Raw genomic sequence first — 24,330 nt, forward strand, 5'->3', positions numbered from 1 at the left:
TTTTCTATTCTGTTTTTAATCTTAAAACTGCTTCTTCCTTAATTGGTAAATGTATTATTGCTGCAAAAACAGATAAAGCAATTGCTAAATACCAAGCATAATCATATGAGCCATATAAATCATAAGATAGTCCTCCAAGAAAAGCTCCAAAGAATGAACCTACTTGATGGCTTAAAAATACTATTCCATATAATATACCTAAATATTTAGTTCCAAAAATATGAGCGACTATACCGCTTGTTGCTGGCACTGTTGAAAGCCATAAAAAGCCAAAGCTTGCACCAAAAATAAATGCATTAATATTGCTTACTGGTAAGAAGATAAATAAAATTATTGAAACACCCCTCAATGCATAGATAGAACTTAAAATAATTTTTTTACTAATTTTTGTAGAAAGATATCCACTTAATAGAGAGCCAAATATATTAAATAGTCCAATTAAAGATAAAATTGCAGCAGCTGTCCAACTTTCTAAACCTCTATCGATTACATATTTTGGTACATGAGTTCCAACTAGTGTTATATGAAAACCACATACAAAAAAACCAGAAGTAAGCAGTATGTAGCTTTTGTTTTTAAAGGCCTCTTTTAGAGCACCAAAGGTACTTTGATCATTGGGTTTTTCAGTGGATTGAGCTAAAGAAGGAGATCTAACAAAAAAAGCCACTATAAGTCCAATAAATAAGAATATTATGAATACAAAAAGTGTGTCCACCCATCCATTTTTAATTAACGAATAACTCGTATAAAGCGGAGAGATAAAATAGCCCAAAGAACCAACAGCTGTGACAATACTCATGGCTATAGTTCTATTTGATAATGGGAAATGTTTTCCAACAATTGACATTGGAATACTAATTGCAGTTCCACCTAAACCAATTCCAACTAAAAGCCCTAAATCGATTTGAAAAAAAATTCCAGTATTTGGACCAGCATACAAAAAATAAATTCCCAAAATATAAAAAATAAAAGCTAAACAAATTGCTTTGTGTCCACCATATTTATCAGCAATGGCTCCAAATATAGGTCCTGTTAAACCCCACATTAACATTTGAATACCTATTGCTAATCCAGATTGAGTTATTGAAATATCTAAGTCATTTTTAAAGTCCATGAAAAATAGACCAAAAGTCTGTCTAACTCCAAGAGAAATTAAAACTACAACACAGGCTGCAATCAGCGTTATTAAAGCTGTTTTATTTTTAATAAATATTTCTGAACTCATTTAACATGTTTAAGAGATTTTTTTAAATCATCAATGAGATCTTTTGGATCTTCTAAACCAATATGCAATCTTACTAAATGTTCGTCTTTAGCTAATTTTAAATATTCTCTATTACCTTGTTCACGTTTGTCTTGATATAATGCAAGGCTTTCAAATCCACCCCAGCTATACCCATAACCAAATAATTTTAAAGAATTAACAAACTTAATTACAGAGTTTTTATTTTTTGATCTAATTTTTAAACCCATCAATCCTGATGCACCAGAATAATATTTCTTCCACATTCTAAAATTAAATGAATCTTTTTTGTGTGGGTATAATAATTTTATGTTTTTATAATCAGATAAAAAATCAGCTACTTGTTTTGCACTTTTTTCATGTTTGTCTAATCTAACATCTAAAGTTCTAAGTCCTCTTGTTATTAAATAAGCATCATCAGGACCAAGTCTTAAACCAGTTATCTTATTTGCCTTATCAACTTGTTTAAAAACTTTTTTATTAACGGCTAAACTTCCACCCATAACATCAGAGTGGCCTGAATAATATTTGGTAGCAGATACAATTGACATATCAAAACCAAGTTTAATTGGTTTTAAAAAATAAGGTGTTCCCCATGTATTATCAATTGCTGAAAAAATTTTATTCTTTTTTGCGATTGATACTATTTTACCTAAATCTTGAAAATCAAACGTATTGCTTCCAGGATTTTCAACAAAAATTAATTTTGTTTTTTTTGTAATCGCTTTTTCTAAAGTTTTCAAATCATGTGGGTCATAAAAAACAGATTTTACATTAAATTCTTTTAAAAAATCTTGGGTTAAAATTCTCGTGGGTGAATATGTGGGATCTGCTACAATAATTTCATCACCAGGTCGAACAATACTAAATATAGATAAAAAAACTGATCCAAATCCAGTCGGTGTTAAAAATACGTGATAACACTCTTCCATTTCTTTAAGTATTTGTGACAAAACATGGGTTGTTGATGTTCCCTGTCTTCCATAATCAAAATGTCCACCTGTTGGATCTTTTTTACTCTTATCCTGCATTTTCCTAATATCTTGCATGGATTTGAAGATAATAGTCGAAGCTCTTACTACAGGGGGGTTAACTGACTGATTATGGTAATCTTTTGCAGTATGTTTAAGAAAAGTCTTGAATGATTTAGTCATAAAAAATTTGATAAGTTAAAGGGAGAATGCTATATCCCTCCAATAACGTCAATAAAAATTATAAATAGGATAGTATGGGTTACCCAAAAAAACATAGAGGTCGAAGAAAACAAGGCTCTAAAAAAAGAAGAGCTAAAAGAAAAGCTAAGAACAAGTAACTTATCAATTTGATCTTCTAGTCCAATTTAATACTAGTAAATATTAGTTTTTTATCCATCCACCACCAAGAACTTTATAACCATTACTGTTTTTTGAGTAAAAAACACATGCTTGTCCTGGTGCTATTCCATGTTCTTCTTCTAACAAATCTACATTTGCTGAAGTATTGGTAATATCTATTTTAGCCTTAATTAATCTTCCAGTAGATCTTACTTTTACAAAGAGCTCTTTTTCAAAATCATTTTGGTCATTGGTTATAATATTTAAATCCTTTAGATTTATTTTAGTTTTAACTAAATGCTCTTTAGCACCAACTATAATTTCATTTTTATCTGCAATAATTTTTACTACATAAAGTGGGTTTTTATCTGAAACTCTAATTCCTTTTCGTTGACCGATCGTATAATTAATAATTCCATCATGAACGCCTATTACCTCACCTTCCATGTTCTTTATATTTCCTTTGCTAAAAGAGTTTGGTCTAAACTTTTCTATAACAGATGCATAATCACCATTCGGTACAAAGCATATGTCTTGGCTATCAGGTTTATCAGCAACATTAAGATCAAGTTCTCTTGCAATATTTCTTGTTTCATCTTTAAGAAGATTGCCTAACGGAAATCTTAAAAAGTTTAATTGATCTTTTGTAGTGTTAAATAAGAAATAACTTTGATCTCTATTTAAATCTATTCCCCGATACATATCAGTATTGTTTTCTTTTGTAATACTTTTAACATAATGACCCGTAACTAAAGCGTCTGCATTTAATTTCTTTGCTTCTTCAAATAGATCTGTGAATTTAACTGTTTTATTACACTGAACACAGGGTATAGGTGTCTCACCATTTAAATAGCTATCAATAAAATTATCAATCACACCTTCTTTAAATTTATCTTGGTAATAAAGAATTTTATGTTCTATCTTTAATTTATCAGCTACTCTTTTTGCATCCATAATGTCTTGACCTGCACAACACTGCTTAGAAGAAGCTGTTTCTTTATTGTCGTTATAGAGTTTTAAAGTTATACCTATAACGTTGTAACCTTCATTCTTCATCATGGCTGCAACTGTTGAGGAATCTACTCCACCGGACATAGCAACAACAATCAATGTATCTTTTGGTTCTTTGGCTATTCCAATTGAATTCAATTTTATCATATTTAATGATATTTATTAGTATATTTGGTATAAGTAAATTAAATGATTTTAGATTATGAGCCAGGTGACAAAGTCACTAATCCTGACAATAAAGATTGGGGTATTGGACAAGTTCAATCAATAATTAATGATAAAGTGACTGTAAATTTTGAGAATGTTGGAAAAAAAGTAATTAACGTAGAAATAATTAGATTAGAAAAAGTTTACAAATGAATATTCAAGAAACTAAAAATATAACACTTTCCTTAATTGATACTTTTAAGAAAGCAAGTCAGGTAGCTTTAGATTTAAGAAAAGTTGGATTAATAAAGGAAATTAAATCAGATAACACTCCAGTGAGTAATGGTGATATTGAAGTTAATAAAATTTTAACCAGCAAGATCCAAGAAATAACTCCAAATATACCAATTGTTTCAGAGGAAAGTGCTAATCACAAAAATGCAATTAATTTAAGAAATTTTTGGTTAATTGACCCGATAGATGGGACGCGAGATTATATAAATAATCGAGACGAATTCACATTAAATGCTGCTTTAATATTAGGTAAAAAACCCGCAATAGGAATTATTACAGCTCCAGCAAAAGAAAGAATTTTTTACTCTTATGGTGTGTCTAATAGTTATGAGCTTATTGATAGTCATGAGATATCTTTAATAAATAAAAAAAAAGATTATGAAGAATTAATTGCTGTGAGTTATTCAAGCGAACTAAAACCAGAAATTTTAGAAATCCATAAAAAATATAAAATTACCTCTCATCAAAAAATGAAAAGTTCATTAAAATTTTGTGTGATTGCTGCTGGTGAGTTTGATATGTATGCGGCAGAACCAAGAGCCTGTGAGTGGGATATAGCGGCTGGGCATGCTATATTAGAGCATGCTGGTGGAAAAATAACAGATTTTAATGGTGACGAAATTCTATATGGTAAGCCTGGATTTAAAAACCCAAGTTTAATCTTAAAAAATAAAAATATAATCTAATGGATGAGCGTCTTAGAGTAATCTTAATTATAATAGTTTCAGTTTCAATATTTGGCTTTTTAGTTTTTGTATTTGTTAAAAACTACATAAAAAACATAGTTACTCATTTAGCAAAAGAAGAAGAAGAAAAAAAATTAAAGTAGTTTAATAATCTTAAAATATTCAGCCTGATCAATATCCATTATTCTTTTTGAGGTTTCAAAATCAAACCCATTTCTTGCAAGAAGTGAGATATCTTTTTTGTAAAACAAGGGTCTATTATCTTCAGCTCTTGCAGGTCCTATTCTTTTTTTCTTACATACTTTAATTCCTGAGAAGAAATCTTGATCAGAATTATCTTCTTTAATCTTTTCTAGTGTTTCTTTAATGTAAGCATCGTTAATTCCTTTTCCCATTAGATAGTATCTAATCTTGTTTATGGAGCTACCCTTTTGAATTAAACTACGCGACTTACTTTCAGAATAAAATTTATCACTAATAAATTTACTTTTCTCAAGATCTACTAAAACAATATCAATTAGATCAGTAACATCTTGTTTTTTAACATTGGGTACATTTGCTTTAAGATATTTCTTCAATAAATAGGTTCTTAATTGCTGTTTAGAAGGAGCATATTTTTCAATATAAGCAAAAGAAAAGTTTCGCATCTCTTCCATTGTAACCTCTAGTGTTTTTTTTCTATTTCTCATAGGAATCATGCTATCTTGTAATATAATATAATAAAAAATGATCGAGCAAATTTATACATATTTTACTGTAGAGATGATTTTTTTATGGTTAAACCTCGGTGTTTTACCTTTTTGGCTGGTGTTAATAATATTTCCTCAATCACAAATATGTAGAGTTTTTATAACATCCATTTTTCCAATTTTTATTTTAAGTCTAGCTTATGGGTATTTACTTCATTTATTTTTTAATGAAGGTTATGATTTTATTGGAAATTTTGAACTGTATCTTGGTTTGGATGCTGTTAGTAATCTATTTACATACAAAGCTTTCATAATTTTATTTTGGACACATTTTTTGGCAATGAATTTATTTTGCGGTGGGTGGATTGTTAAAGACTCTCAAAAATTTGGTATAAATAAAATTTTAATGTCTTTCCCACTGTTAGTAACATATTTTATTGGGCCTATTGGTCTAACCCTTTATTGGGTGGTAAGAGTTTTTTACGCTAAGAGAATTAGTTTATATGACTAAAGAAGTAGATTTCTATTTTGACTTTATAAGTCCATACACATATTTAGCTCACAAAAAGATTCAATCCTTACCAAAAAATATTAAAATAAATTACAAGCCTATTTTACTGGGTGGTCTTCATAACTTGCAAGGAGTGGTGGCACCTGCTTTTATTAAACCTAAATTAAAACATATGATGAATGACTGCAATCTAATTGCCAAAAAAAATAAATTTGATTTTACCTGGAATACAAAATTTCCCTTAAACTCTTTATATATTATGCGTGGTTACTTTTGTGTCGATTCTGATATTAAAGGTTTGTACATAGATAGTATGTTTAATGCATACTGGAAAAATAACTTGGATATTTCTAATGAACAAATTTTAATTGGTATTCTAGAAGAATGTGAAATTAAAAAAGATAAATTCTATCAAGATATTAAAGATCAAAAAATTAAAGATACACTAAAAGATGTGACTAAAGATGCTTATGATAAAGAGATTTTTGGAGCACCAACATTTATTGTTAATAATAAAATTTTTTGGGGTCAAGATAGATTGGAATTCGCTTTAGATGAATTAAACAGATAGTTTAAACTATTTTAAAATCACTTTGACTTATGGCAGCAAAACCACCATCAATGTGTGAAACTTTTTCAAAACCCATTTCTTTTAATGCTTTAGCTGCAAGAGCAGATCTTAAACCACCCGCACAAAATAAAACCATATCTTTATTCATATCTAATTTACCACTTTTGAAATAAGGGCCTTCAGGATCCAACCAAAACTCTAGCATGCCTCGTGGTATATGATTAGAGTTTTCAACTCTTCCCATTTTTTCTAATTCACCTTTTTCCCTAATATCAATTAAACTGCATTTACCTTCAATAGATAGTTTCAATGCTTCATCTGCAGTAATAGTTTTAACTTCATTTAAAGCTTCAGAGACAAGAGTTTGTGATGATTTAATAGTCATAATAATATAAATAAGAATAAACAATTATAAAAAAAAATCACCATAAAAATAAAGTAACTAATGCTTAAAGAAAATTCTATTGCACCCAAATTTACTCTTAACTCAACCAGTAATAACACTTATTCTTTAAAAAATTCCATTGGTAAATACATAGTTCTATATTTCTATCCTAAAGATGACACTCCAGGATGCACTATTGAAACAAATGATTTTAACAGATTATTAACTAAATTTAAAAAACTTAATTGTGAAGTTTATGGAATATCAAAAGACGCCATAAAAAGTCATAACAAATTTAAAGAAAAATATAAGATTAAATTTGATCTTTTGGCTGATGATGAGATTAAAATTGTAAAAAGTTATAAAGTATGGGCTAAGAAAAAATTTATGGGTAGAGAATTTATGGGCATTGTTAGAAGTACTTTTTTAATAGATCCTAAGGGTAAAATTGTTAAAATTTGGAGCAATGTTAAAGTTAAAGATCATGTTAAAGAAGTTTTAGATACCTTAAAAAATATTCAAGAATAAAAAAGGCCCCAATTAAGGGGCCTATTTCTTCTAATTAATTATATTATTAGTCTCTGATTGCATAAGCTCTAACGCCGATTTCAGCAACATCTGTACCTAATCTTTCAGCTTCATCACTTATCCTTAAACCAATAAATTGTTTAAGAGCAAAGAAAGCAATATAGGAAAAAATAAAAGTAAATACTGTTACAGATAATACTCCAATTATTTGAGTTGTTAGAGCAGTTTCACTATTACTTAATGTTACGGCTAAAGTTCCCCAAATACCTGCAAATAAATGAACTGGTATGGCACCAACAACATCATCTAGTCTCATTGAGTTTAACCAGTTAGTTCCAAAATACATAACCAAAGACCCAACAGTACCAATTCCAATAGCAAGTAAAGGACTAGGAGCCAAAGGCTCTGCTGTAATAGAAACTAAACCAGCAAGTGCACCATTCAACATCATTATTACATCAGTTTTTCCACCAATTAATCTTGTAACTAATGCCGCTGTAACACAGCCAGCTGCTCCAGCTAAATGAGTATTCATAAATATTTTAGACATTGCATTTGCATCCTCAAATGTGCCTAAAGCTAATTGTGAACCACCATTAAATCCATACCATCCCATCCATAAAATAAAGGTTCCAAGTGCAGTTAATGGTATTGAAGAAGCTGCAAATGGTTCCATAGTTTTTACAGTTCCTTTTGGACTAAATCTTCCTTTTCTAGCACCTAATAAAATTACACCTGCTAATGCTGCGGCACCACCACAAGCGTGAACTAAAGTTGATCCAGCAAAGTCAGAGAATCCAAGTGAAGCTAACCAGCCACCACCCCATTGCCAACCCATAGTAATTGGATAAATTAATCCACCTAAGATTGCAGAAAAGATAAAGAAAGGCCAAATTTTTATTCTTTCGGCTACAGCACCAGAAACAATTGAACAAGTTGCAGCAACAAATAACATTTGAAAGAACCAATCTGCACTTCCTGAATAACCTTGTTCAAGCGAATCTGTTAGTGTCCATGGAGTAAATGAACCAATTAAGCCACCTTCGGGTATTCCATATGCAAGATTATACCCTCCTAAATAAAAAATTATTGCAACAATTGAAAATTTTCCAATGTTTTTTGCAACAATCGTTGATACACTCTTAGTAGTCACTAATCCTGATTCAAGCATACAAAAACCTGCTGCCATCCACATGACTAGAAATCCACAAACTAAAAATGAAAATGTATTAAAAATGTATTGAACTTCAGCAGAAACTGTTGTCTCCGCACTTCCAACACTTGTTAGACCTAAAAGAAAAACTAGACCCAGCGAAAACGTTGATATTATTTTTATTAATTTAGTCATTAAGACCTCCCTTTTTAGAATCTACTTATAATGAGGCTTAAGCTTATGACTATTGTTTATGAGGAAAAAGAGTTATGCAGTATTTGCATATAGTAACAGCCTTAATACATTTCTGTAAAAGGCTGTTAAAAAATTTGAAACGTAATTACTTATTGAATATTTCTTTAAGTGCTTTAGCTGGTAAGAACTTAACTTTTTGAGAAGCACCGATTTGAATTTGCTCTCCAGTTCTTGGATTTCTTCCAACTCTAGCTTTTCTTTTTGCTACTTTGTAAGTACCAAATCCAGCAATTTTCACAGTATCATCACCTTTTAAAGCATCCAGAATAGTGTTTGTAATTGTATCGAAAGTACGCTCTGCATCAGCTTTACTTAGATTTAAAGAACCTGAAAGTTGTGCTATTAATTGTTTTTTGTTCATTTTTTTAGCTCCGGTTTTATTGATTATTTCTCTTTATTTTACATAAAAGCCCATAAATCAAGCTTTTTATTAGTGTCTCTTAAAATAGAAACCCCAATATATAGTAAATTATTAAATAAATGTTGATTTTAAAGGGTTATTTAATGTTTCAAAATATTGAATAATTAAAATAAACCAAGATCCTTTATGTCATTAAACGTCGTAAAAAACATCAATGATAGCAATAAAAACATTCCGATTCGAAAAAAACCTTCTTGTACTTTTTGGCTTAAAGGGCGTCCTAATATTTTTTCAATACCATAAAACATTAAATGTCCCCCATCAAGCATTGGGATTGGGAACAGGTTTATTAACCCCAAACTAATAGAAATATAAGCCATTAAGCTAATAAAGGGTAAAATACCAAATTCCGCAACCTGTCCGCTAATTTTTGCTATTCTAATTGGGCCACCTAATTGTGAGCTATCACCAGAACCAGTGATCATACTTCCTATATATTTAAGAGAGGATACACTCACATAATAAACTTCATTAACCGCATAAAATAGAGCTTTTGCTGGACCAAGTTTAACGTGATTTACCTCGTTATTGTAAGCGCCAAGTTTGATTCCAACCATACGTTTGGTTATTTTATTACCAAGGTTATCTTCACTATCAACAAGGTTAGGTTTTACTTTAAAAATCAAGTCTTGATCGTATCTATTTACTGTAAAATTAATAAATTCATCAGTAGACATCATGATAAACTTTGAAACTTCCATGATGCTCTTAACTTTATTGCCATCAATTGAGACGATAATATCGTTATCCTTGAGACCAGCTGCCATAGCGGGACTATCTTTTTGAACTTTATTAATAACTGCTGGAGTAAAATCTTTTCCAGCAAAGGTATAAACTGAGAAAAATATTAGAATTGCTAATAAAAAATTAGCCAAAGGGCCACCAAATACAATTAAAGCTCTTTGGTATAAAGGCTTTAGTACAAACAGTTTATCTTGATCTTTTTTACTATATTCTTTTATGATTTTTTCATTATCAGCTTGGCTATAAACGTTTCTATCACCAAAAAATTTAACATAACCACCAAGTGGTATTACACAAACCTTCCAACGTGTGCCTGATTTATCATTCCAGCCAAACATCTCTTTACCAAATCCTATTGAAAAATCGGTGACACCTACACCATAACGTTTTGCAAAGTAGTAGTGACCATATTCATGGATAAATACCACAACAACAATTAAAGCTATAAAGGGTAATATATATGAAAGCATAATTTGATTATTTTAATTGAATATTTCTTAATACTCAATGATAATTTAGATATGGACCATTTTTTATTTTGCGATCAATATCAAAATGACACCAATCGCAAATACTATAATTCCAATTATTTCAATTAATCTAATCTTTTCTTTAAAATAATATCTTGAAGATATGTAGCTAAACAGTAATTCAATTTGTCCAACTGCTCTCACAATTGCTGCTTGCATTAAAGTAAATACATAAAACCAAGATAGGGTTGCTATGAATCCACAAAAGCCTGTTGCTATACATTGTTTTTTGTTTTGGTATATTTTTTTAAACTGTTCTTTTTCAAATAAAAAAATATAAATTGTCAAAATAAAAGTTTGAATCGAAACCCCAAAAAACAAAGTGCTTAAAGCCATTTCAAAATTAGACTTTAAGTCTATTAAACTTAGTGCTGCCGCTCTGAAAGCTACCACACTTAAAGCTAATAAAAAGCCACAGGCCAACCCTACTAAAGTAGATTTTGATAATAGATTTTTAAAAATAACATTACGATCTTTGGTAGAAAATATAAACACACCAATTGTAGAAATAACTATACCTAAAATAGTCAAAAAATTAAATCTATCATGTAAAATAATAACTTCTAAGATTGCAATTTGAACTACTTCTGTTTTGCTTAAAGTTGTTCCAACCATAAAATTAGAAAATTGGAAAGAATACAAAAGCAGAAATGTAAAAAAAATCTGAGAGATAGCTGCTAAAAAAATATAAAATAAAAAATTATCTTGTTGAATCGTAAAACGCACCATCTCAAAATTTTGAAAATAAGAAAAATATAATATGAAAGCAAACGGTAAACAAAAAGCAAATCTTACATAAGTAGATGCAACTAAGGATATGTTTTTGTTGAGATTTTTTTGTAGACTTGATCTTAAATTTTGAAAAAAAGCAGCAAATATTGTGGCTAATATCCAGTTCATCTATTTTATCTATTTGATTATTATTACTTAAGACTTTAAATTTATTAAAATATAATCTTTATTTGAGAGCACGGATATAAAAAATTGTGAAATGAATAAATAATCCAACTTGTATTTTTTTTAAAAGTAAGATCTACTTAGGAAAATAATTTAAAGGGGAAATAATGAAAACAATTAAGCAGTTAGTATTAACTTCTATTTTAGTTTTGTTTGCATCAGCAGTTTTTGCAGAGACTAAAATGAGAATTACCCTTCAACTTCCTTTAAAAGCCCACTTAGGTCAAAACCTTTTGGTATTTAAAAAAGAATTGGAGAAACGATCAGATATCATAGTGGAAATCTATGATTCTGCACAACTTTATAAAGATAAAGAAGTTCCACAAGCAGTAGGCTCAGGGGCAATCGAAGCGGGTGTAGCATCACTTACAAGGTTTGCTGGTACAAACCCTGAAGTAGATATTTTTTATTTGCCATTCTTATTTGATTCAGAAGAGAAAATTAGAAAAGCAACTAAATCTGGATCTAAAATTAGACAAGTATTAGACCCTGCGATTTCAAAATCAGGAGCTGTGCCTTTATACTATCAAGCTTACGGTTCAGCTGTGATGCTATCTAATGGAACTCCGATGAACACTCCAGCTGCTTTTAAAAATAAAAAAATCAGAGTATTTGGAAAAACTTTAGGAGCATTTGTTAGCTCTCTTGGTGCTAAGCCTGCTTTAATTTCAGGATCTGAACAATATTTAGCTTACCAAAGAGGAACTGTAGATGCTGGAATGACAGGTGTGTCTGGAGTTAAATCTAGAAAACTTTATCAAGTGATGGATACCTTAACGGTAACTAATCATGGTGATATTGAATTTGTACTTGTAGCTAATCAAAAATGGTTAAGCTCACTAACTAATGAACAAAGAAAAGCAATAACCGAGGCATCAAAAGTTGCAGAAAAAGCAGTTAGAGATGATATGTCTGGAATAGAAGCCAGAGCTTATAAGGAAGCAAAAGATAATGGAATGAAGATAGTAGAATTATCTGGTGCTGAACTTAAAGTGTTAAAAAAAGCTTCTTCTTCAGTGATCACTGACTACATTGAAAGAACTGGTGGAAAAGGTGGAGTTGGAGATAAGTTAGTTAACGCAGCTAACAAACTTTAATATAAAATTAATCAAGCCCTACGTTATTACTAATAATGTGGGGCTTTTTTTTTAAAATGAATTTAGATAAACTTATAAAATATTCAGGAATTTTATCCTCAGGTTTGTTTATCCTAATAGGTTTTATAGTTTCATTCGAAGTCATATCTCGTTATATTTTTAATGCTCCAACCATATGGGTAAATGAAATATCTAGATTCTTGCAAATTTGGGCTACATATTTAGCTCTTACGTATTCTTTTCATAAAAATGATTTTATTAGAATCACGGTTATTTATGATCGACTTGGACAGTCTGGAAAAAAAATACTAGATTTCATATCAATGCTTTTTATTTTATTCTTTAGTTCATTTGTTGTTTATTATGGATGGCTGATTGCCTACGATTCTTTAAAAGTAGGTAGAACAAGTTCGACAATTTTAGATGTTCCATCTTTTTTAACCGAGCTCGCAATCCCACTCTGTTTTTTTTTATTAGTCATCAGAGTTTCAATAGAAATTGTTAGAAAGTTAGGGTTACTTATAAAATAATGACTATTGCTTTAATTATTTTTTCACTATTTTTAATGCTATTTTTAAGCGTTCCTATTGCTTTCGGGCTGGGATCTATAGGTTTAATATTGATGCTACTGGGAGATATCTCACCACTGATGGTTCCTCAAACATTTTATAGTGTAGGTGATAATTTTATACTTCTTGCGGTTCCTATGTTTTTAATGATGTCAAACATTCTATTAAAAGCTGGAGTTGGAGATGATCTATTTGGCTTTGCACAAGCTTGGGTAGGAAATTTTCCTGGAGGTTTGGCAATTGCTACCATTCTATCTTGCAGTATTTTTGCAGCTATTTCAGGATCTTCTGTAGCTACTGCCGCAACCATTTCAACTGTTGCTTATCCTGCAATGATTAAAAGAGGATATCATAAAAATTTTTGTCTAGGTATTTTAGCTGCCGGAGGAACATTGGGAATTTTAATTCCTCCATCAATACCTATGATTGTTTATGCTTTTGTAGTTGAAGAATCTGTATTAAGTATGTTTTTAGCAGGAATTGGTCCAGGAATATTACTGGCATTGCTCTTTATAGTATTTTCAGTTTTGTATGTAATTTTCTTCAATAAGGAAGTTACCAATGTAAAAACAACGCATCAAGAAAAAATAGAATATACTAAAAAAGGACTTCCAATACTTTTAATGGCTTTCATAATGCTTGGAGGAATTTATGCTGGTATTTATACCCCAACAGAAGCAGGTGGTATAGGTTTTTTAATTTCATTTATATATGTAGTTGTTAAAAAAAGATTAAGCTTTAAGGGATTTATTCAAGCGGGTCTGGAGACGATGAAGACAACAGTTACAATATTTATTATTATAGCTGGAGCTAAAATTTTTGGTAAGGCAATTTCTCTTTATCGAATTCCTCAGGATCTATCAGCAATAATTGTAACTAATATTAGCGACCAAGGAATGTTTATATTGGTGGTTTGTATTACCTTGTTAATTCTTGGATTTATAATGGAAACATTATCTTTAATTTTAATTATGATGCCTATTTTCGCAATTTCAATTGCAGCAATGAATATAGATTTAATTTGGTTTGGTATTATTTTTACATTAATGATTGAATGTGCTTTAATTACCCCACCTGTTGGCCTTAATATTTATGTATTACAGGCAATTTGTGATGCAAAAATGTCAGAAATTGCAAAAGGAGTTATTCCGTTTGTTATCATCATGTTATTTGCAGTTTTTTTAGTTTATTTATTTCCACAAATTGCATTATATATACCTTTCAAACTATGACATTATTTTCATCACAAGATTCAAAGCCAAAAGCAGATAAGCTTAAAAATTTATTAGACCAAAAAGATATTATTGTTATGCCTGGTTGTTACGATGCTTTATCTGCAAAATTAATTGAAAGAGAAGAACTGAACGCAGGTTTTATGTCTGGGTTCGCAGTTTCTTCAACTAAGCTTGGGATGCCAGACACAGGATTGATTTCTTTTTCAGAAATGGCTGAGCAGGTAAGAAATATTTGTAACGTCACTTCGATACCTATTATTTTTGATGGAGATACTGGTTATGGAAATGCCGTAAATGTTTACAGAACAGTCAGAGGATTTGCAGATGCGGGTGCTGCAGCAATAATGATTGAAGATCAAAAATGGCCAAAAAAATGTGGCCACACTAAAGGAAAAGATGTTGTTGAAGTAGATGAGGCAAATTCTAGAATTAAAGCTGCAGTAGACGCTAGCAAAATGAATAATAAAGATATTTTAGTTATGGCAAGAACAGATGCTATAGCGACCAGAGGATTGGATGATGCTATTAAACGTATGCAAAAATTTTCAGAACTTGGTGCAGATATTCTTTTTGTAGAAGCGATCAAATCTAAGGAAGACATGAAAAGAGTGATCAAAGAAGTGCCAGGCCATCATATGATCAATTTAATTGAAGATGGGGAAACACCCTTACTTGAAATGAATGAGCTAGAGGATATCGGATTCAAGATTGCCGTGTTCCCTTTAACTTTGATGAGTGCTTCCGTTAAGACTATGCAAGAATCTTTAAAAAATATGAAGAACAAAACCTACAATACCAATGTTTCAAAATTCTCAGACCTAAGAGATATTGTTGGTTTTAATGAATACTATGAGATCGAAGATAAATATAAATAATCTATCTAGATCTAACTTTTAATATTATAGCCTTTTTTAACTAGTATTGTGACCAAGATTACACAAACAATTAAAAAAAATACCATTGAGCTTATACTTACCCAAATATTAAAATCAGATACACCATAGAAAGAAAATCTTAAGCCATCAATTAAATAAACCACAGGATTAAAATAAGAAATTGTTTGCCAAAATGGTGGCAGCATATCAAGTGAATACAAACTTCCACCTAAGAATACCATGGGAGTGATGACTAATGATGGAATGATCGACATCTGCTCAAAGTTTTTACTAACAACTCCAATTAAAAATCCAAATAAAGCAAAAGTAAAAGAAACTAAAACTAATAAAAATATCATTAACAATGGATATTTAACTGTCACATCCGCAAAAAAAGAAGCAGTTACATAAATTACAGCACCAACAATTAATGTTTTAGTAGCTCCTGCTCCAACAAAAGCTAGAACCGTTTCAAGCGTTGATATAGGTGCTGCTAAAATCTCGTTAATAGTTCCATTAAATTTTGGAAAAAATATTCCAAATGAAGTGTTACTTATTGATTGAGTTAACAGAGTTAACATTAATAAACCAGGTACAATGAACGATCCATAACTAACACCATCAATTTTTTCAATATAACTTCCAATAACTGAACCGAACACTACAAAATATAATGAGGTGGATATTACTGGTGAAAGAATAGACTGACCTACAGTTCTTATAAATCTATTCATCTCATGAACATAAATAGCTCTAAACCCGTAATAATTAAATTTCATTATTCTCCTTTACTAAATCAACAAATATCTTTTCCAAAGTACTTTGTTCTGTTTTTAAATCTTTTAACTTTAAGCCAGTATCTTTTACACTTTGCAATAAATCTGTAATACCAGTTTTTTCAGCTTGAACATTATAAGTATAAATTAAAGACATCTGCTCTTCACCTATTTTAAGACTATATTTAAGTAAATCTTCAGGAATTTCTTTAATTTTTTTCTGCAATTCAATGGTAAGTTTTTTATGACCCATTTTTTTAATTAATTCTTTTTTATCTTCAACAATAATAATTTCTCCTTGATTAATTACAGCTACACGGTCAGCAATAGCTTCTGCTTCTTCAATATAATGGGTAGTTAAGATAATTGTGACCCCTGTTTTTCTTAAGTCTTCAACAACTGTCCACATATCTCTTCTAAGTTCAACATCTACACCTGCTGTTGGTTCATCAAGGAATAGTATTTTAGGTTCATGAGACAAAGCTTTTGCAATTAAAACTCTTCTCTTCATTCCACCTGACAATTGTCTAAGTCTTTGATCTTTTTTATCCCACAGACTTAAATCTTTTAGAATTTTCTCAATGTGTTCTGGTTTGGGTGGCTTTCCATATAATCCCCTAGAATAAGACACTGTATCAAAAACTGTTTCAAAGGATTCTAAGTTTAATTCTTGGGGAACAAGCCCTATTCTTGATCTCGTCTCTCTATAATCTTTTATAATATCAAAATTATCAATTGTAACTGTGCCTGAAGAAGGCTTAACAATTCCACAAATAATACTAATTAAACTTGTTTTCCCCGCACCATTTGGTCCAAGCATTGCAAGGATTTCACCTTGTTTTACTTTAAGACTAACATCGTTAAGGGCTTTAAAACCATTATCATAAACCTTAGATAGGTTATTGATGGAAATTTGGATTTCAGACATTAATTAATGTTTATATAGTTATTAATGAAGTTAATTCAATAAACCTAATAGTTTAATGCATTATTCATTACTTAATGTTCATATCTTGGCGTTAAAATTTGACTTAATTTAATTATTTCTTTATTTAATTTTTATATTCTTTTTTTTAAGAATATCAGTTTCTGGGGTGCTGTAAAAAGCTGAGAATATACCCAAAGAACCTGTTGTATAATCACAACGAAGGGAAAAAATGAACACAATATATCTAGACCAATCAACTACTATTATTACTTTGCTTTTAACTTCATTAGCTTTTGCTGCTATTGGAATAGTTTATTCAAGAGGTAAACTTTCAATTAACTCTTATTTAAATGCAGACAGATCAATTGGTAAAAGATCTTTAACTGCATCTTTAGTTGCATCATGTTTTGGTGTGTGGATTTTAATTGGTCCATCTGAAGCTGCTACTTGGGGTGGTTTAGGTGCTATAATTGGTTATGGCTTAGGTCAAGCTCTACCCTTTTTAGCCTTTATTACAATTGGTCAACGTATGAGAAAAATTATGCCTAATGGTAATACTCTTACTCAATTTGTTCTAATTAGATTTGGTAAAGCTATGTTTCGTTTGGTTTTATTATTAACAATAATGTATATGTTTGTTTATTTTGCAGCTGAAGTTACAGCGATTGCAAAAGTTGTTAACTTAATGTCAGGGTTCCCTCTTTGGCAAACATCTCTTGTAATAATTATTGCCACACTATCTTACACTCTTTACGGAGGGCTTAGAGCTTCAATTTTTACAGATAAAATTCAATTTATTATAATTATGATTTTATTAATATTTGCAATCAACCATATTTTTAATTCTGGAAATAATACTTTTTCAATAGATTTGGTTAATGAAAAAGCTGGAACATTAATGAGTGGTAAATATTTTTATGGTTATACTGCTGGTTTAACTTTTTTTATTGCTGTTTTTGCAACCAACTTATTTGATCAAGGTGTTTGGCAAAGAGTATTTGCAGCAAAAAGTTCAGATGATTTAAGAAAAGGATTTATGTCTGCCTTCTTTATTGTGATTCCGTTCATGCTTGTTTTAGGTTTCTTTGGAATTCTTGCAGTATCAGTTGATAAAGCAGCAGACCCTAGTACTTTATTCTTTACTCTTTTATTAGAGCCATTTACTGGAATTAATTCTTTGTTAACTATTTCAATATTAATTTTAGTTTTAGCTTTGGTAATTAGCAGTATGGATACACTTATTAATGCACTTTCAAGCACTATTACTATTGAAGGAAATAAGTTTATTAGTTTAAAAAATAAGAATAGTTATCTCACACTTTCTAAATACTTAATCTGCGGTTTATCAGTAATTGTTTTTTTGATAGCATCTAAGGGTTACAGCGTCTTATTTATGTTTTTATTTGCTGATTTATTATGTTGTGCTGCAGTATTTCCTATTTTTTATGGGATGTTCAAGGGCGATGTTGATGAAAAACTTTCTTTAATTTCAGTTATAATTGGATTGATATCTGGATTGCTTTTATTTCCCAACCAAACTTTTGATAAAAGTATTTTAATTGGTGGATTATTTCCAGCTGAAGCATTTCCTATTTGGATATCTACAGCATTATTGTTTTGGTCATTTATCTTAGCAACATTTGCACCCATGATTACAGTGATGATCTTTAAAAAAAATAGCAACTTTAACTTTTCTAAGATTAAAACTTCAATTAAGGAATAGTGAATATTTATAATAATAAAAAAACCTTTTTTTATAAATTAAAGGATAGCTGTAAGAAGGAATGGTCTGAATATACTAACCATAAATTCTTATCTGATTTAGTAAACAATAAACTACCAGATAAGAATTTTAAAAATTATTTAGTTCAAGATTATGTTTTCTTACAGCAATTTCTTAAAATTTTAGCTCTTAGTGTTTATAAGTCTAATAGCTTTGAGGAAATTAATAGATCAGTAAATTTTATAAAGGGCATTGATCATGAAATCAAACTCCACGTCAATTATTGTAAAAAATGGAAGATACCGCTTAAATCTCTTAACAACATCGTAGTCGAGAAAGCTAATAGTTCTTATACTGATCATGTACTCAGTGTGGGTAAAAATGGAGATAATCTTGATATTTTTTCATGCCTATCAGTATGCATCATTGGCTATGGTGAGATTGGGTTTAATCTTTCTAAAATTAAAAATTGGAAAAAAAGTAAATATAATTCTTGGATTAAAATGTATTCTTCAAAAGAATACCAACAAATAGCTAAAGACAATATTGATTATTTAGATATTCTTTTGAAAAATAGTAAGGGTAAAAAATTAAATATACTTAAAAGAAATTTTAAAAAATCGACTATCCTTGAAAGAAACTTTTGGGAAAGTTTTGTTTAAATTTTTAGTTGCTTAAAATTTCTAGAGGTAATGGAGCTTCTGGGTATTTTTCCTTACAAAGTTTTTCATAATTTTTGCAAAGAGTACTTACCGTATCATGCGCTTCATCTTTGGAGGTTAAAAACTTAATTAAAGTATCTCTCTCAAATTCAATTTCTTTAATATCTTCTCCACTTAAATATTCACCTGTCTCAACTTCCCAGTAAGTATCATTTAATTCTTCAATTTTTAAAGTATTAAGCTTTCTTTGAAGTTCAATAATAATCTCATCATCTATTTTACTATCTTTCATTGGAGAATTTGCTAATTTTACTAAACACTTATCTTTAAGATCATCTAAAAAAGTGTTGTAGGGTTTACCTTCAGTTAAACCTTTAAAGTGATTGCTTTCAAAGTACATGCTGATTGCAGCGTTTGTTGAGATTTTATTTTTACCTTTTGCAACAGCAACTTGAACGTAAACTTCTTGACTAATGTATTCGTTTAAATAATCTTTAATTTTATCCGATAACATTAATCTAAAATATTACAGGGTACTTAAAGGATTAACGTAATCATGTCCAAAAACATCAGCAACTGCTTTATAAGTTACTTGACCTTTACAAACATTTAATCCTGCAAGAAGATGTTTATCTTCACTTAATGATTTAGCATAACCATCGTTTGCAATTTTAACTAGATGTGGAAGTGTTGCATTGTTCAATGCTATTGTTGAAGTTCTTGGAACTCCACCTGGCATATTTGCTACACAGTAGTGAATAACATCATCAATAATATAAGTTGGATCACCATGAGTTGTTGGTTTACTCGTCTCAACACAACCTCCTTGGTCGATTGCAACATCAACAATTACAGATCCTCTTTTCATTAATTTTAACATTGGCTTGGTAATTAATTTTGGAGCTTCTGCACCTGGAATTAAAACACCTCCAATTAAAAGATCCGCTTCTGCAACCAATTTATTTAAATCAATTTTATCACTTTGCTCTGGAATAATTTTATCACCAAACATTTCAACTAATTGTTTTAGTCTTGCTTCTGATTTGTCAACGATATGAACTTTGGCTCTCATACCAGTTGCAATCACTGCAGCGTTTTCTCCAACTACACCACCCCCTAAAATTACAACCGTTCCTCCTTCAACTCCAGGAGCACCACCTAATAAAAGACCTCTACCGTTTTGATTTTTTTCTAAACAATGTGCGCCCGCTTGAACAGACATTCGTCCTGCAACTGCACTCATCGGTGCAAGTAATGGTAATCTTCCATTATCATCTGTCACCGTTTCATAAGCTATACAAACGCCTTTAGACTTAATTAGTCCCTCAGTTAATTCTTTAGCTGCTGCTAAGTGTAAATAAGTATAGACAATCTGATTTTCTCTAATCATCTTAACTTCACCTGATTGAGGCTCTTTTACTTTAACGATAATATCCGCATCATTAAAGATATCTCCAGCTTTATCTATGATTTTAGCACCAACACTTGTGTATTGTTCGTTTTCAAAACCAGCCTCAAATCCACCATTGTTTTCAACTAAAACCTCATGACCTTCTGATATTAAAGTCTTAACACTTTCAGGTGTTAATCCAATACGATGTTCTTGTGGCTTGATTTCTTTAGGTACGCCTATTTTCATAACTTGCTTTCCTTTTTTGCAAATATTTTAATTAAATAAAGCTTTTTAGTTTTTTTGATTTTTTTGGTAATTAGTAATACCAGTTCTTAACTTTTCAATAATTTCATCAATGTGTTTTTCTTCACATATGAATTGAGGAGCTATAATTAAACAATCTCCTGTAGCTTTAAAGTTAACACCAGCCTCATAACATGCTTTAAAACATTCAAATCCAGCTTTACCTGGTTTGGTGTTTAGCTTCATGTCTATTCCACCCATCATTCCATATCCTCTAATATTATCTACAGACTCTAGATCTTGAAGAGAGAACAATCCTTTTTGGAAATAAGGAGCTAAATTTTTTGCTCTATTGAAAATATCATCTTTTTCAAAAATTTCTTGCACTGCAAGAGCAGCTGCTACTGCAACTGGAATTCCTGAATAAGTATAACCATGAAATAATTCAACTGCACCAGTTGGTGAAGCATCCATTACTGCATCATATATATAATCATTACATGCAACAACACCCATAGGAACAACACCATTTGTTGTAGCTTTAGCCATTGTCATAATATCTGGAGTTACTCCAAATTCATCTGCACCAAATTTAGAACCTGTTCTGCCCCAACCTGTAATTACTTCATCAAAAATTAAAAGTATTCCATGTTTGTCACAGATCTCTCTTAACTTTTGTAAATATCCTTTTGGTGGAACCAATGTTCCAGTTGATCCAGCAATGGGTTCAACAATACAAGCAGCAATGTTTTCACCACCAAAGTTTTGACAAATAGTTTCTAAATCATTTGCTAAATAATCTCCTGTCTCAGGTTGACCACTTACAAATTTATGTTCTGGCAAATGTGTGTGTCTAATATGTTGGACACCTGGCATTAAAACACTTGCAAACGTTTTAATGTTGTTCACCATTCCACCAACTGAAATACAGCCAATGTTCATTCCATGATAACCACGCTCACGTCCAACAAATCTAAATCTTTCTGCGTGACCTTTTGCTCTGTGATATGCAACAGCAATTTTAATTGCAGTCTCTACAGCCGTAGATCCACAAATTGTAAAAAACATTTTGTTTAAATCACCTGGTGTATGTTTTGAAATTTTTGTAGCTAGTTCAAATGAACCACCAAAACCTTGTTGAAATGGTTGTGCGTAGTCTAAAGTTTCTAATTGTTTTGTAACAGCTTCTGTAATTTCTCTTCTTCCATGACCCAGTGGATTACAAAATAAACCTGAGCTAGCATCTATTTGTGTTTTCCCATGGTGAGTTTTTAAGTAAACCCCTTTAGCTTCTGTGATTAATCTTGGGTTTGCTTTAAAATCTTTATTAGATGTAAAAGGCATCCAATGTTCATTTAATGAATTTGGTACTGAAGTTCTGTTTTCTGAGCTCATAAGTTTTACCTTAATTTAGTTATATTTCGATTCATAGACTAAATAGTTCAATATAACAAATTGATTTTACTATGCAGAGCACATGTTTGGCAGACACATTTTAAAGAACTAGACCTTTTTCACAAAACTAATAGCAGCACCAATGGTCGTTAAAAATCCAGCTAACGGCAAGATTGCAACTGCATATTTCTTTGGCATATAATTCTCTTTGAACTCAATACCTTGGAAACTAATTTCAAAATACCACATTTCCCAATACTTTCCACGCATACCCTCTACAAGTTCAAATCCATAAATTATCAGGACTATACCAATTGCCATAATCATAAGTTTCCAGAACTGGCGTATATATAGAGACAGTCTATTTGGTAATTTTTCATAAATTAAATTTAAAGCTATGTGTTCATTATCTCTTGCTGTCAGAGAAAGTGCTATAAACATCAGCCAAATATTACTTAATACTGTTAGCAGATCACCCCAAACAGGAGGATTGTTAAAAACATATCGCATGATTACGTTATAAAGAGTGAAACCAACCATCGCAGCCAAAAGGAGTGAGCACATAGCTTCCAATGTACGATGGATAAAACGGTCAATGTTGTTTAAAAATTGTAACATATCACTAATTACTCAATAGGTTTGGAAGAAACATGGTCAACTCTGGAATAACGAGGATAAAAAATAAAAGTAAAAACAATCCAACCAGATAAGGAATCAACGCAACAGCCACCTTTTCTAGACGCACTTGCGCTATTGTTGCAGCGGTAAAGAACGCGACGCCAACAGGTGGTGTGACTGATCCTATTAAGAAGCCAACTATTACAACGATAGCCGCTTGTATCTCAGGAAAGCCAGCTTGAGCCATAACATTAACTAGTACTGGGCCAACTATGATAATGTTTACCGCGGAGTCCATTACCGTTCCAAGAAGAAAAATGAATAGAATCACGGCTAAAATAAAAATAATGGGGGATCCCGTAAGACTTAGAAGCCAGTTTTCAAGTTCACCGATTGCACCTAGAGAGGTAAGCAACCAACTAAAGGGTCCCGACGCAGCTATGATAATAAAAACCATTGCCGAATTACGGAATGCCCGACGAAACGCACCGGTGCAATCTTTCCATTTAATAGTTCGATAAACGAATACACCTGTAAATAAAGCAACCATTGCTGTGATAGCTCCGGCCTCAACAACCGATGCAACACCACCCATTACTGAGCCCACTAAAACCACAGGTATCAAAAGAGCGAACGAGGATCGATATAATTCTTTACCGGCTCGACGTATCGAAAATGGTTCATCACTTCGCTCGAAGTTATATTTGATTGCGAAGTAATAATTGATTATCATGATCACAACGCCTATCAACACGCCTGGAATAATCCCAGCCGCAAATAGTGATGCAATCGAAAGCTCAGTCGAGTTAGCAAGTACAATCATCATGATACTAGGTGGAATTATGCCTCCTATGGTGGAGCTTACGCCTGTAACCGCAGCCGAAAACGCAGGAGGATAGCCAGCTTTTTTCATAGCTGGTAACACCAATGCTCCCACTGTAGCTGTATCTGCTACGACGGAACCATTCATCCCTGCAAAAAACATACTCACAAGAACATTAACTTGGGCCAACCCCCCTCGTACTCGTCCAATTAATGACTTGCTCAAGGCTACTAACCGGTCAGTAATCGTTGCACTTGTCATTAACTCACCTGTCAGCATAAAGAACGCAATTGCAGTTAATGGAACTGAATCAATAGCATTAAACATTTGACTAGGGATTAAAATAAGGGGTACAGCGTCGGTAAATAAAATATAAACAAATGGTATCAGTATTAATATGAAGCCAATTGGAGCACCTAATAAGATTAGAAAAAGGAGTATTCCGAGTAGAATGATACTTTCCATAGTTACTTAAATGTTATGATTTGTTTAGGGTAAAGATCATCTAGTTCTAAAAATTGAGCTAAATGATCTTTACACAGTTTTTCGTTGAAC

General features: G+C 31.1%; 28 protein-coding genes. 12 read left to right on the forward strand and 16 right to left on the reverse strand.

What is annotated here, in order from left to right; genetic code table 11:
* Positions 1-4 precede the first annotated feature (4 nt).
* The 3 genes from AC5YF9_RS04605 to mnmA form a co-directional block, all read right to left on the reverse strand.
* Positions 5-1,225 carry an MFS transporter gene (locus AC5YF9_RS04605; RefSeq protein WP_415303534.1) on the reverse strand — a complete coding sequence of 407 codons (1,221 nt, stop codon included), beginning with the start codon at positions 1,223-1,225 and terminating at the stop codon, positions 5-7.
* Positions 1,222-2,397 carry a trans-sulfuration enzyme family protein gene (locus AC5YF9_RS04610; protein WP_415303535.1) on the reverse strand — a complete coding sequence of 392 codons (1,176 nt, stop codon included), beginning with the start codon at positions 2,395-2,397 and terminating at the stop codon, positions 1,222-1,224. Before AC5YF9_RS04610 ends, AC5YF9_RS04605 begins: the two co-directional genes overlap by 4 nt.
* 201 nt (positions 2,398-2,598) lie before the next feature.
* On the reverse strand, positions 2,599-3,714 hold the full coding sequence (gene mnmA, locus AC5YF9_RS04615) for a tRNA 2-thiouridine(34) synthase MnmA (RefSeq protein ID WP_415303536.1): 1,116 nt from the start codon (positions 3,712-3,714) through the stop codon (positions 2,599-2,601).
* 42 nt (positions 3,715-3,756) lie between these two features.
* Here mnmA and AC5YF9_RS04620 point away from each other — a divergent pair, with 42 nt between their 5' ends.
* From AC5YF9_RS04620 to AC5YF9_RS04630, 3 genes are read left to right on the forward strand one after another with little or no spacing between them, the layout of a single operon-like run.
* A complete protein-coding gene (locus AC5YF9_RS04620; protein ID WP_415303537.1) occupies positions 3,757-3,927 on the forward strand; it encodes a DUF3553 domain-containing protein in 171 nt (56 codons plus the stop codon).
* Entirely contained in the window at positions 3,924-4,694 is a 771-nt protein-coding gene (locus AC5YF9_RS04625) for a 3'(2'),5'-bisphosphate nucleotidase CysQ family protein (RefSeq protein ID WP_415303538.1), read from the forward strand. Before AC5YF9_RS04620 ends, AC5YF9_RS04625 begins: the two co-directional genes overlap by 4 nt.
* Positions 4,694-4,837 carry a hypothetical protein gene (locus tag AC5YF9_RS04630; protein ID WP_415303539.1) on the forward strand — a complete coding sequence of 48 codons (144 nt, stop codon included), beginning with the start codon at positions 4,694-4,696 and terminating at the stop codon, positions 4,835-4,837. Before AC5YF9_RS04625 ends, AC5YF9_RS04630 begins: the two co-directional genes overlap by 1 nt.
* On the opposite strand, the gene AC5YF9_RS04635 is transcribed toward AC5YF9_RS04630, so the two are convergent.
* Positions 4,829-5,383: a regulatory protein RecX gene (locus AC5YF9_RS04635; protein ID WP_415303540.1), complete on the reverse strand. Its 555-nt coding sequence runs from the start codon at positions 5,381-5,383 to the stop codon at positions 4,829-4,831. The genes AC5YF9_RS04630 and AC5YF9_RS04635 overlap by 9 nt on opposite strands.
* A gap of 37 nt (positions 5,384-5,420) precedes the next feature.
* Between AC5YF9_RS04635 and AC5YF9_RS04640 the strand changes: the two genes are divergently transcribed.
* Together AC5YF9_RS04640 and AC5YF9_RS04645 are read left to right on the forward strand one after the other, a co-directional pair.
* The gene (locus AC5YF9_RS04640) at positions 5,421-5,894 is read left to right on the forward strand and encodes an ABA4-like family protein (RefSeq protein WP_415303541.1); all 474 of its coding nucleotides are present in this window, start codon (positions 5,421-5,423) and stop codon (positions 5,892-5,894) included.
* A complete protein-coding gene (locus AC5YF9_RS04645) occupies positions 5,887-6,465 on the forward strand; it encodes a 2-hydroxychromene-2-carboxylate isomerase (RefSeq protein ID WP_415303542.1) in 579 nt (192 codons plus the stop codon). Before AC5YF9_RS04640 ends, AC5YF9_RS04645 begins: the two co-directional genes overlap by 8 nt.
* A 1-nt stretch (position 6,466) precedes the next feature.
* Here AC5YF9_RS04645 and AC5YF9_RS04650 read toward each other — a convergent pair whose 3' ends face one another.
* The gene (locus AC5YF9_RS04650) at positions 6,467-6,850 is read right to left on the reverse strand and encodes a rhodanese-like domain-containing protein (protein ID WP_415303543.1); all 384 of its coding nucleotides are present in this window, start codon (positions 6,848-6,850) and stop codon (positions 6,467-6,469) included.
* Between the two features lie 60 nt (positions 6,851-6,910).
* Here AC5YF9_RS04650 and bcp point away from each other — a divergent pair, with 60 nt between their 5' ends.
* Positions 6,911-7,378: a thioredoxin-dependent thiol peroxidase gene (bcp, locus tag AC5YF9_RS04655; RefSeq protein ID WP_415303544.1), complete on the forward strand. Its 468-nt coding sequence runs from the start codon at positions 6,911-6,913 to the stop codon at positions 7,376-7,378.
* Between the two features lie 46 nt (positions 7,379-7,424).
* Here the strand turns inward: bcp and AC5YF9_RS04660 are convergent, their stop codons facing one another.
* The 4 genes from AC5YF9_RS04660 to AC5YF9_RS04675 form a co-directional block, all read right to left on the reverse strand.
* Positions 7,425-8,726, reverse strand: a complete 1,302-nt coding sequence (locus AC5YF9_RS04660) for an ammonium transporter family protein (protein ID WP_415303545.1) — start codon at positions 8,724-8,726, stop codon at positions 7,425-7,427.
* A 145-nt stretch (positions 8,727-8,871) separates the two neighbouring features.
* Positions 8,872-9,147, reverse strand: a complete 276-nt coding sequence (locus tag AC5YF9_RS04665; RefSeq protein ID WP_006997102.1) for an HU family DNA-binding protein — start codon at positions 9,145-9,147, stop codon at positions 8,872-8,874.
* Between the two features lie 164 nt (positions 9,148-9,311).
* Positions 9,312-10,421 carry an RIP metalloprotease RseP gene (rseP, locus tag AC5YF9_RS04670; protein WP_415303546.1) on the reverse strand — a complete coding sequence of 370 codons (1,110 nt, stop codon included), beginning with the start codon at positions 10,419-10,421 and terminating at the stop codon, positions 9,312-9,314.
* Positions 10,422-10,484: 63 nt separating this feature from the next.
* The gene (locus AC5YF9_RS04675) at positions 10,485-11,381 is read right to left on the reverse strand and encodes an EamA family transporter (RefSeq protein WP_415303547.1); all 897 of its coding nucleotides are present in this window, start codon (positions 11,379-11,381) and stop codon (positions 10,485-10,487) included.
* Between the two features lie 164 nt (positions 11,382-11,545).
* Here AC5YF9_RS04675 and AC5YF9_RS04680 point away from each other — a divergent pair, with 164 nt between their 5' ends.
* From AC5YF9_RS04680 to AC5YF9_RS04695, 4 genes are read left to right on the forward strand one after another with little or no spacing between them, the layout of a single operon-like run.
* Positions 11,546-12,535 carry a TRAP transporter substrate-binding protein gene (locus AC5YF9_RS04680; protein ID WP_415303548.1) on the forward strand — a complete coding sequence of 330 codons (990 nt, stop codon included), beginning with the start codon at positions 11,546-11,548 and terminating at the stop codon, positions 12,533-12,535.
* 56 nt (positions 12,536-12,591) lie between these two features.
* Entirely contained in the window at positions 12,592-13,065 is a 474-nt protein-coding gene (locus AC5YF9_RS04685) for a TRAP transporter small permease (RefSeq protein ID WP_415303549.1), read from the forward strand.
* Positions 13,065-14,336, forward strand: a complete 1,272-nt coding sequence (locus AC5YF9_RS04690) for a TRAP transporter large permease (RefSeq protein WP_415303550.1) — start codon at positions 13,065-13,067, stop codon at positions 14,334-14,336. The genes AC5YF9_RS04685 and AC5YF9_RS04690 overlap by 1 nt, the downstream gene beginning before the upstream one ends.
* Positions 14,333-15,214, forward strand: coding sequence for an isocitrate lyase/PEP mutase family protein (locus AC5YF9_RS04695; RefSeq protein WP_415303551.1), 882 nt, complete (start codon positions 14,333-14,335; stop codon positions 15,212-15,214). The genes AC5YF9_RS04690 and AC5YF9_RS04695 overlap by 4 nt, the downstream gene beginning before the upstream one ends.
* 11 nt (positions 15,215-15,225) lie before the next feature.
* Here AC5YF9_RS04695 and AC5YF9_RS04700 read toward each other — a convergent pair whose 3' ends face one another.
* The gene (locus tag AC5YF9_RS04700; RefSeq protein WP_415303552.1) at positions 15,226-15,993 is read right to left on the reverse strand and encodes an ABC transporter permease; all 768 of its coding nucleotides are present in this window, start codon (positions 15,991-15,993) and stop codon (positions 15,226-15,228) included.
* Positions 15,983-16,918 (reverse strand): ABC transporter ATP-binding protein, encoded by a 936-nt coding sequence (locus tag AC5YF9_RS04705; protein WP_415303553.1) that lies wholly within the window; start codon positions 16,916-16,918, stop codon positions 15,983-15,985. The genes AC5YF9_RS04700 and AC5YF9_RS04705 overlap by 11 nt, the downstream gene beginning before the upstream one ends.
* 229 nt (positions 16,919-17,147) lie before the next feature.
* Here AC5YF9_RS04705 and AC5YF9_RS04710 point away from each other — a divergent pair, with 229 nt between their 5' ends.
* On the forward strand, positions 17,148-18,641 hold the full coding sequence (locus tag AC5YF9_RS04710) for a sodium:solute symporter family transporter (protein WP_415303554.1): 1,494 nt from the start codon (positions 17,148-17,150) through the stop codon (positions 18,639-18,641).
* Positions 18,641-19,303, forward strand: coding sequence for a TenA family protein (locus AC5YF9_RS04715; RefSeq protein WP_415303555.1), 663 nt, complete (start codon positions 18,641-18,643; stop codon positions 19,301-19,303). Before AC5YF9_RS04710 ends, AC5YF9_RS04715 begins: the two co-directional genes overlap by 1 nt.
* 4 nt (positions 19,304-19,307) lie before the next feature.
* Here AC5YF9_RS04715 and AC5YF9_RS04720 read toward each other — a convergent pair whose 3' ends face one another.
* The 5 genes from AC5YF9_RS04720 to AC5YF9_RS04740 form a co-directional block, all read right to left on the reverse strand.
* Complete coding sequence (locus tag AC5YF9_RS04720; RefSeq protein WP_415303556.1) at positions 19,308-19,817, reverse strand: hypothetical protein; 510 nt, start codon at positions 19,815-19,817, stop codon at positions 19,308-19,310.
* A 12-nt stretch (positions 19,818-19,829) separates the two neighbouring features.
* Positions 19,830-20,942 carry an alanine dehydrogenase gene (gene ald / locus AC5YF9_RS04725; RefSeq protein WP_415303557.1) on the reverse strand — a complete coding sequence of 371 codons (1,113 nt, stop codon included), beginning with the start codon at positions 20,940-20,942 and terminating at the stop codon, positions 19,830-19,832.
* A 45-nt stretch (positions 20,943-20,987) separates the two neighbouring features.
* Positions 20,988-22,334 carry an omega-aminotransferase AptA gene (gene aptA / locus AC5YF9_RS04730; RefSeq protein WP_415278850.1) on the reverse strand — a complete coding sequence of 449 codons (1,347 nt, stop codon included), beginning with the start codon at positions 22,332-22,334 and terminating at the stop codon, positions 20,988-20,990.
* Between the two features lie 108 nt (positions 22,335-22,442).
* Positions 22,443-22,898, reverse strand: coding sequence for a TRAP transporter small permease (locus AC5YF9_RS04735; RefSeq protein WP_229704552.1), 456 nt, complete (start codon positions 22,896-22,898; stop codon positions 22,443-22,445).
* Positions 22,899-22,956: 58 nt separating this feature from the next.
* The gene (locus AC5YF9_RS04740; RefSeq protein WP_415303558.1) at positions 22,957-24,240 is read right to left on the reverse strand and encodes a TRAP transporter large permease; all 1,284 of its coding nucleotides are present in this window, start codon (positions 24,238-24,240) and stop codon (positions 22,957-22,959) included.
* Positions 24,241-24,330: the final 90 nt, after the last annotated feature.

This window comes from Candidatus Pelagibacter sp. uisw_098 (genome assembly GCF_059512505.1).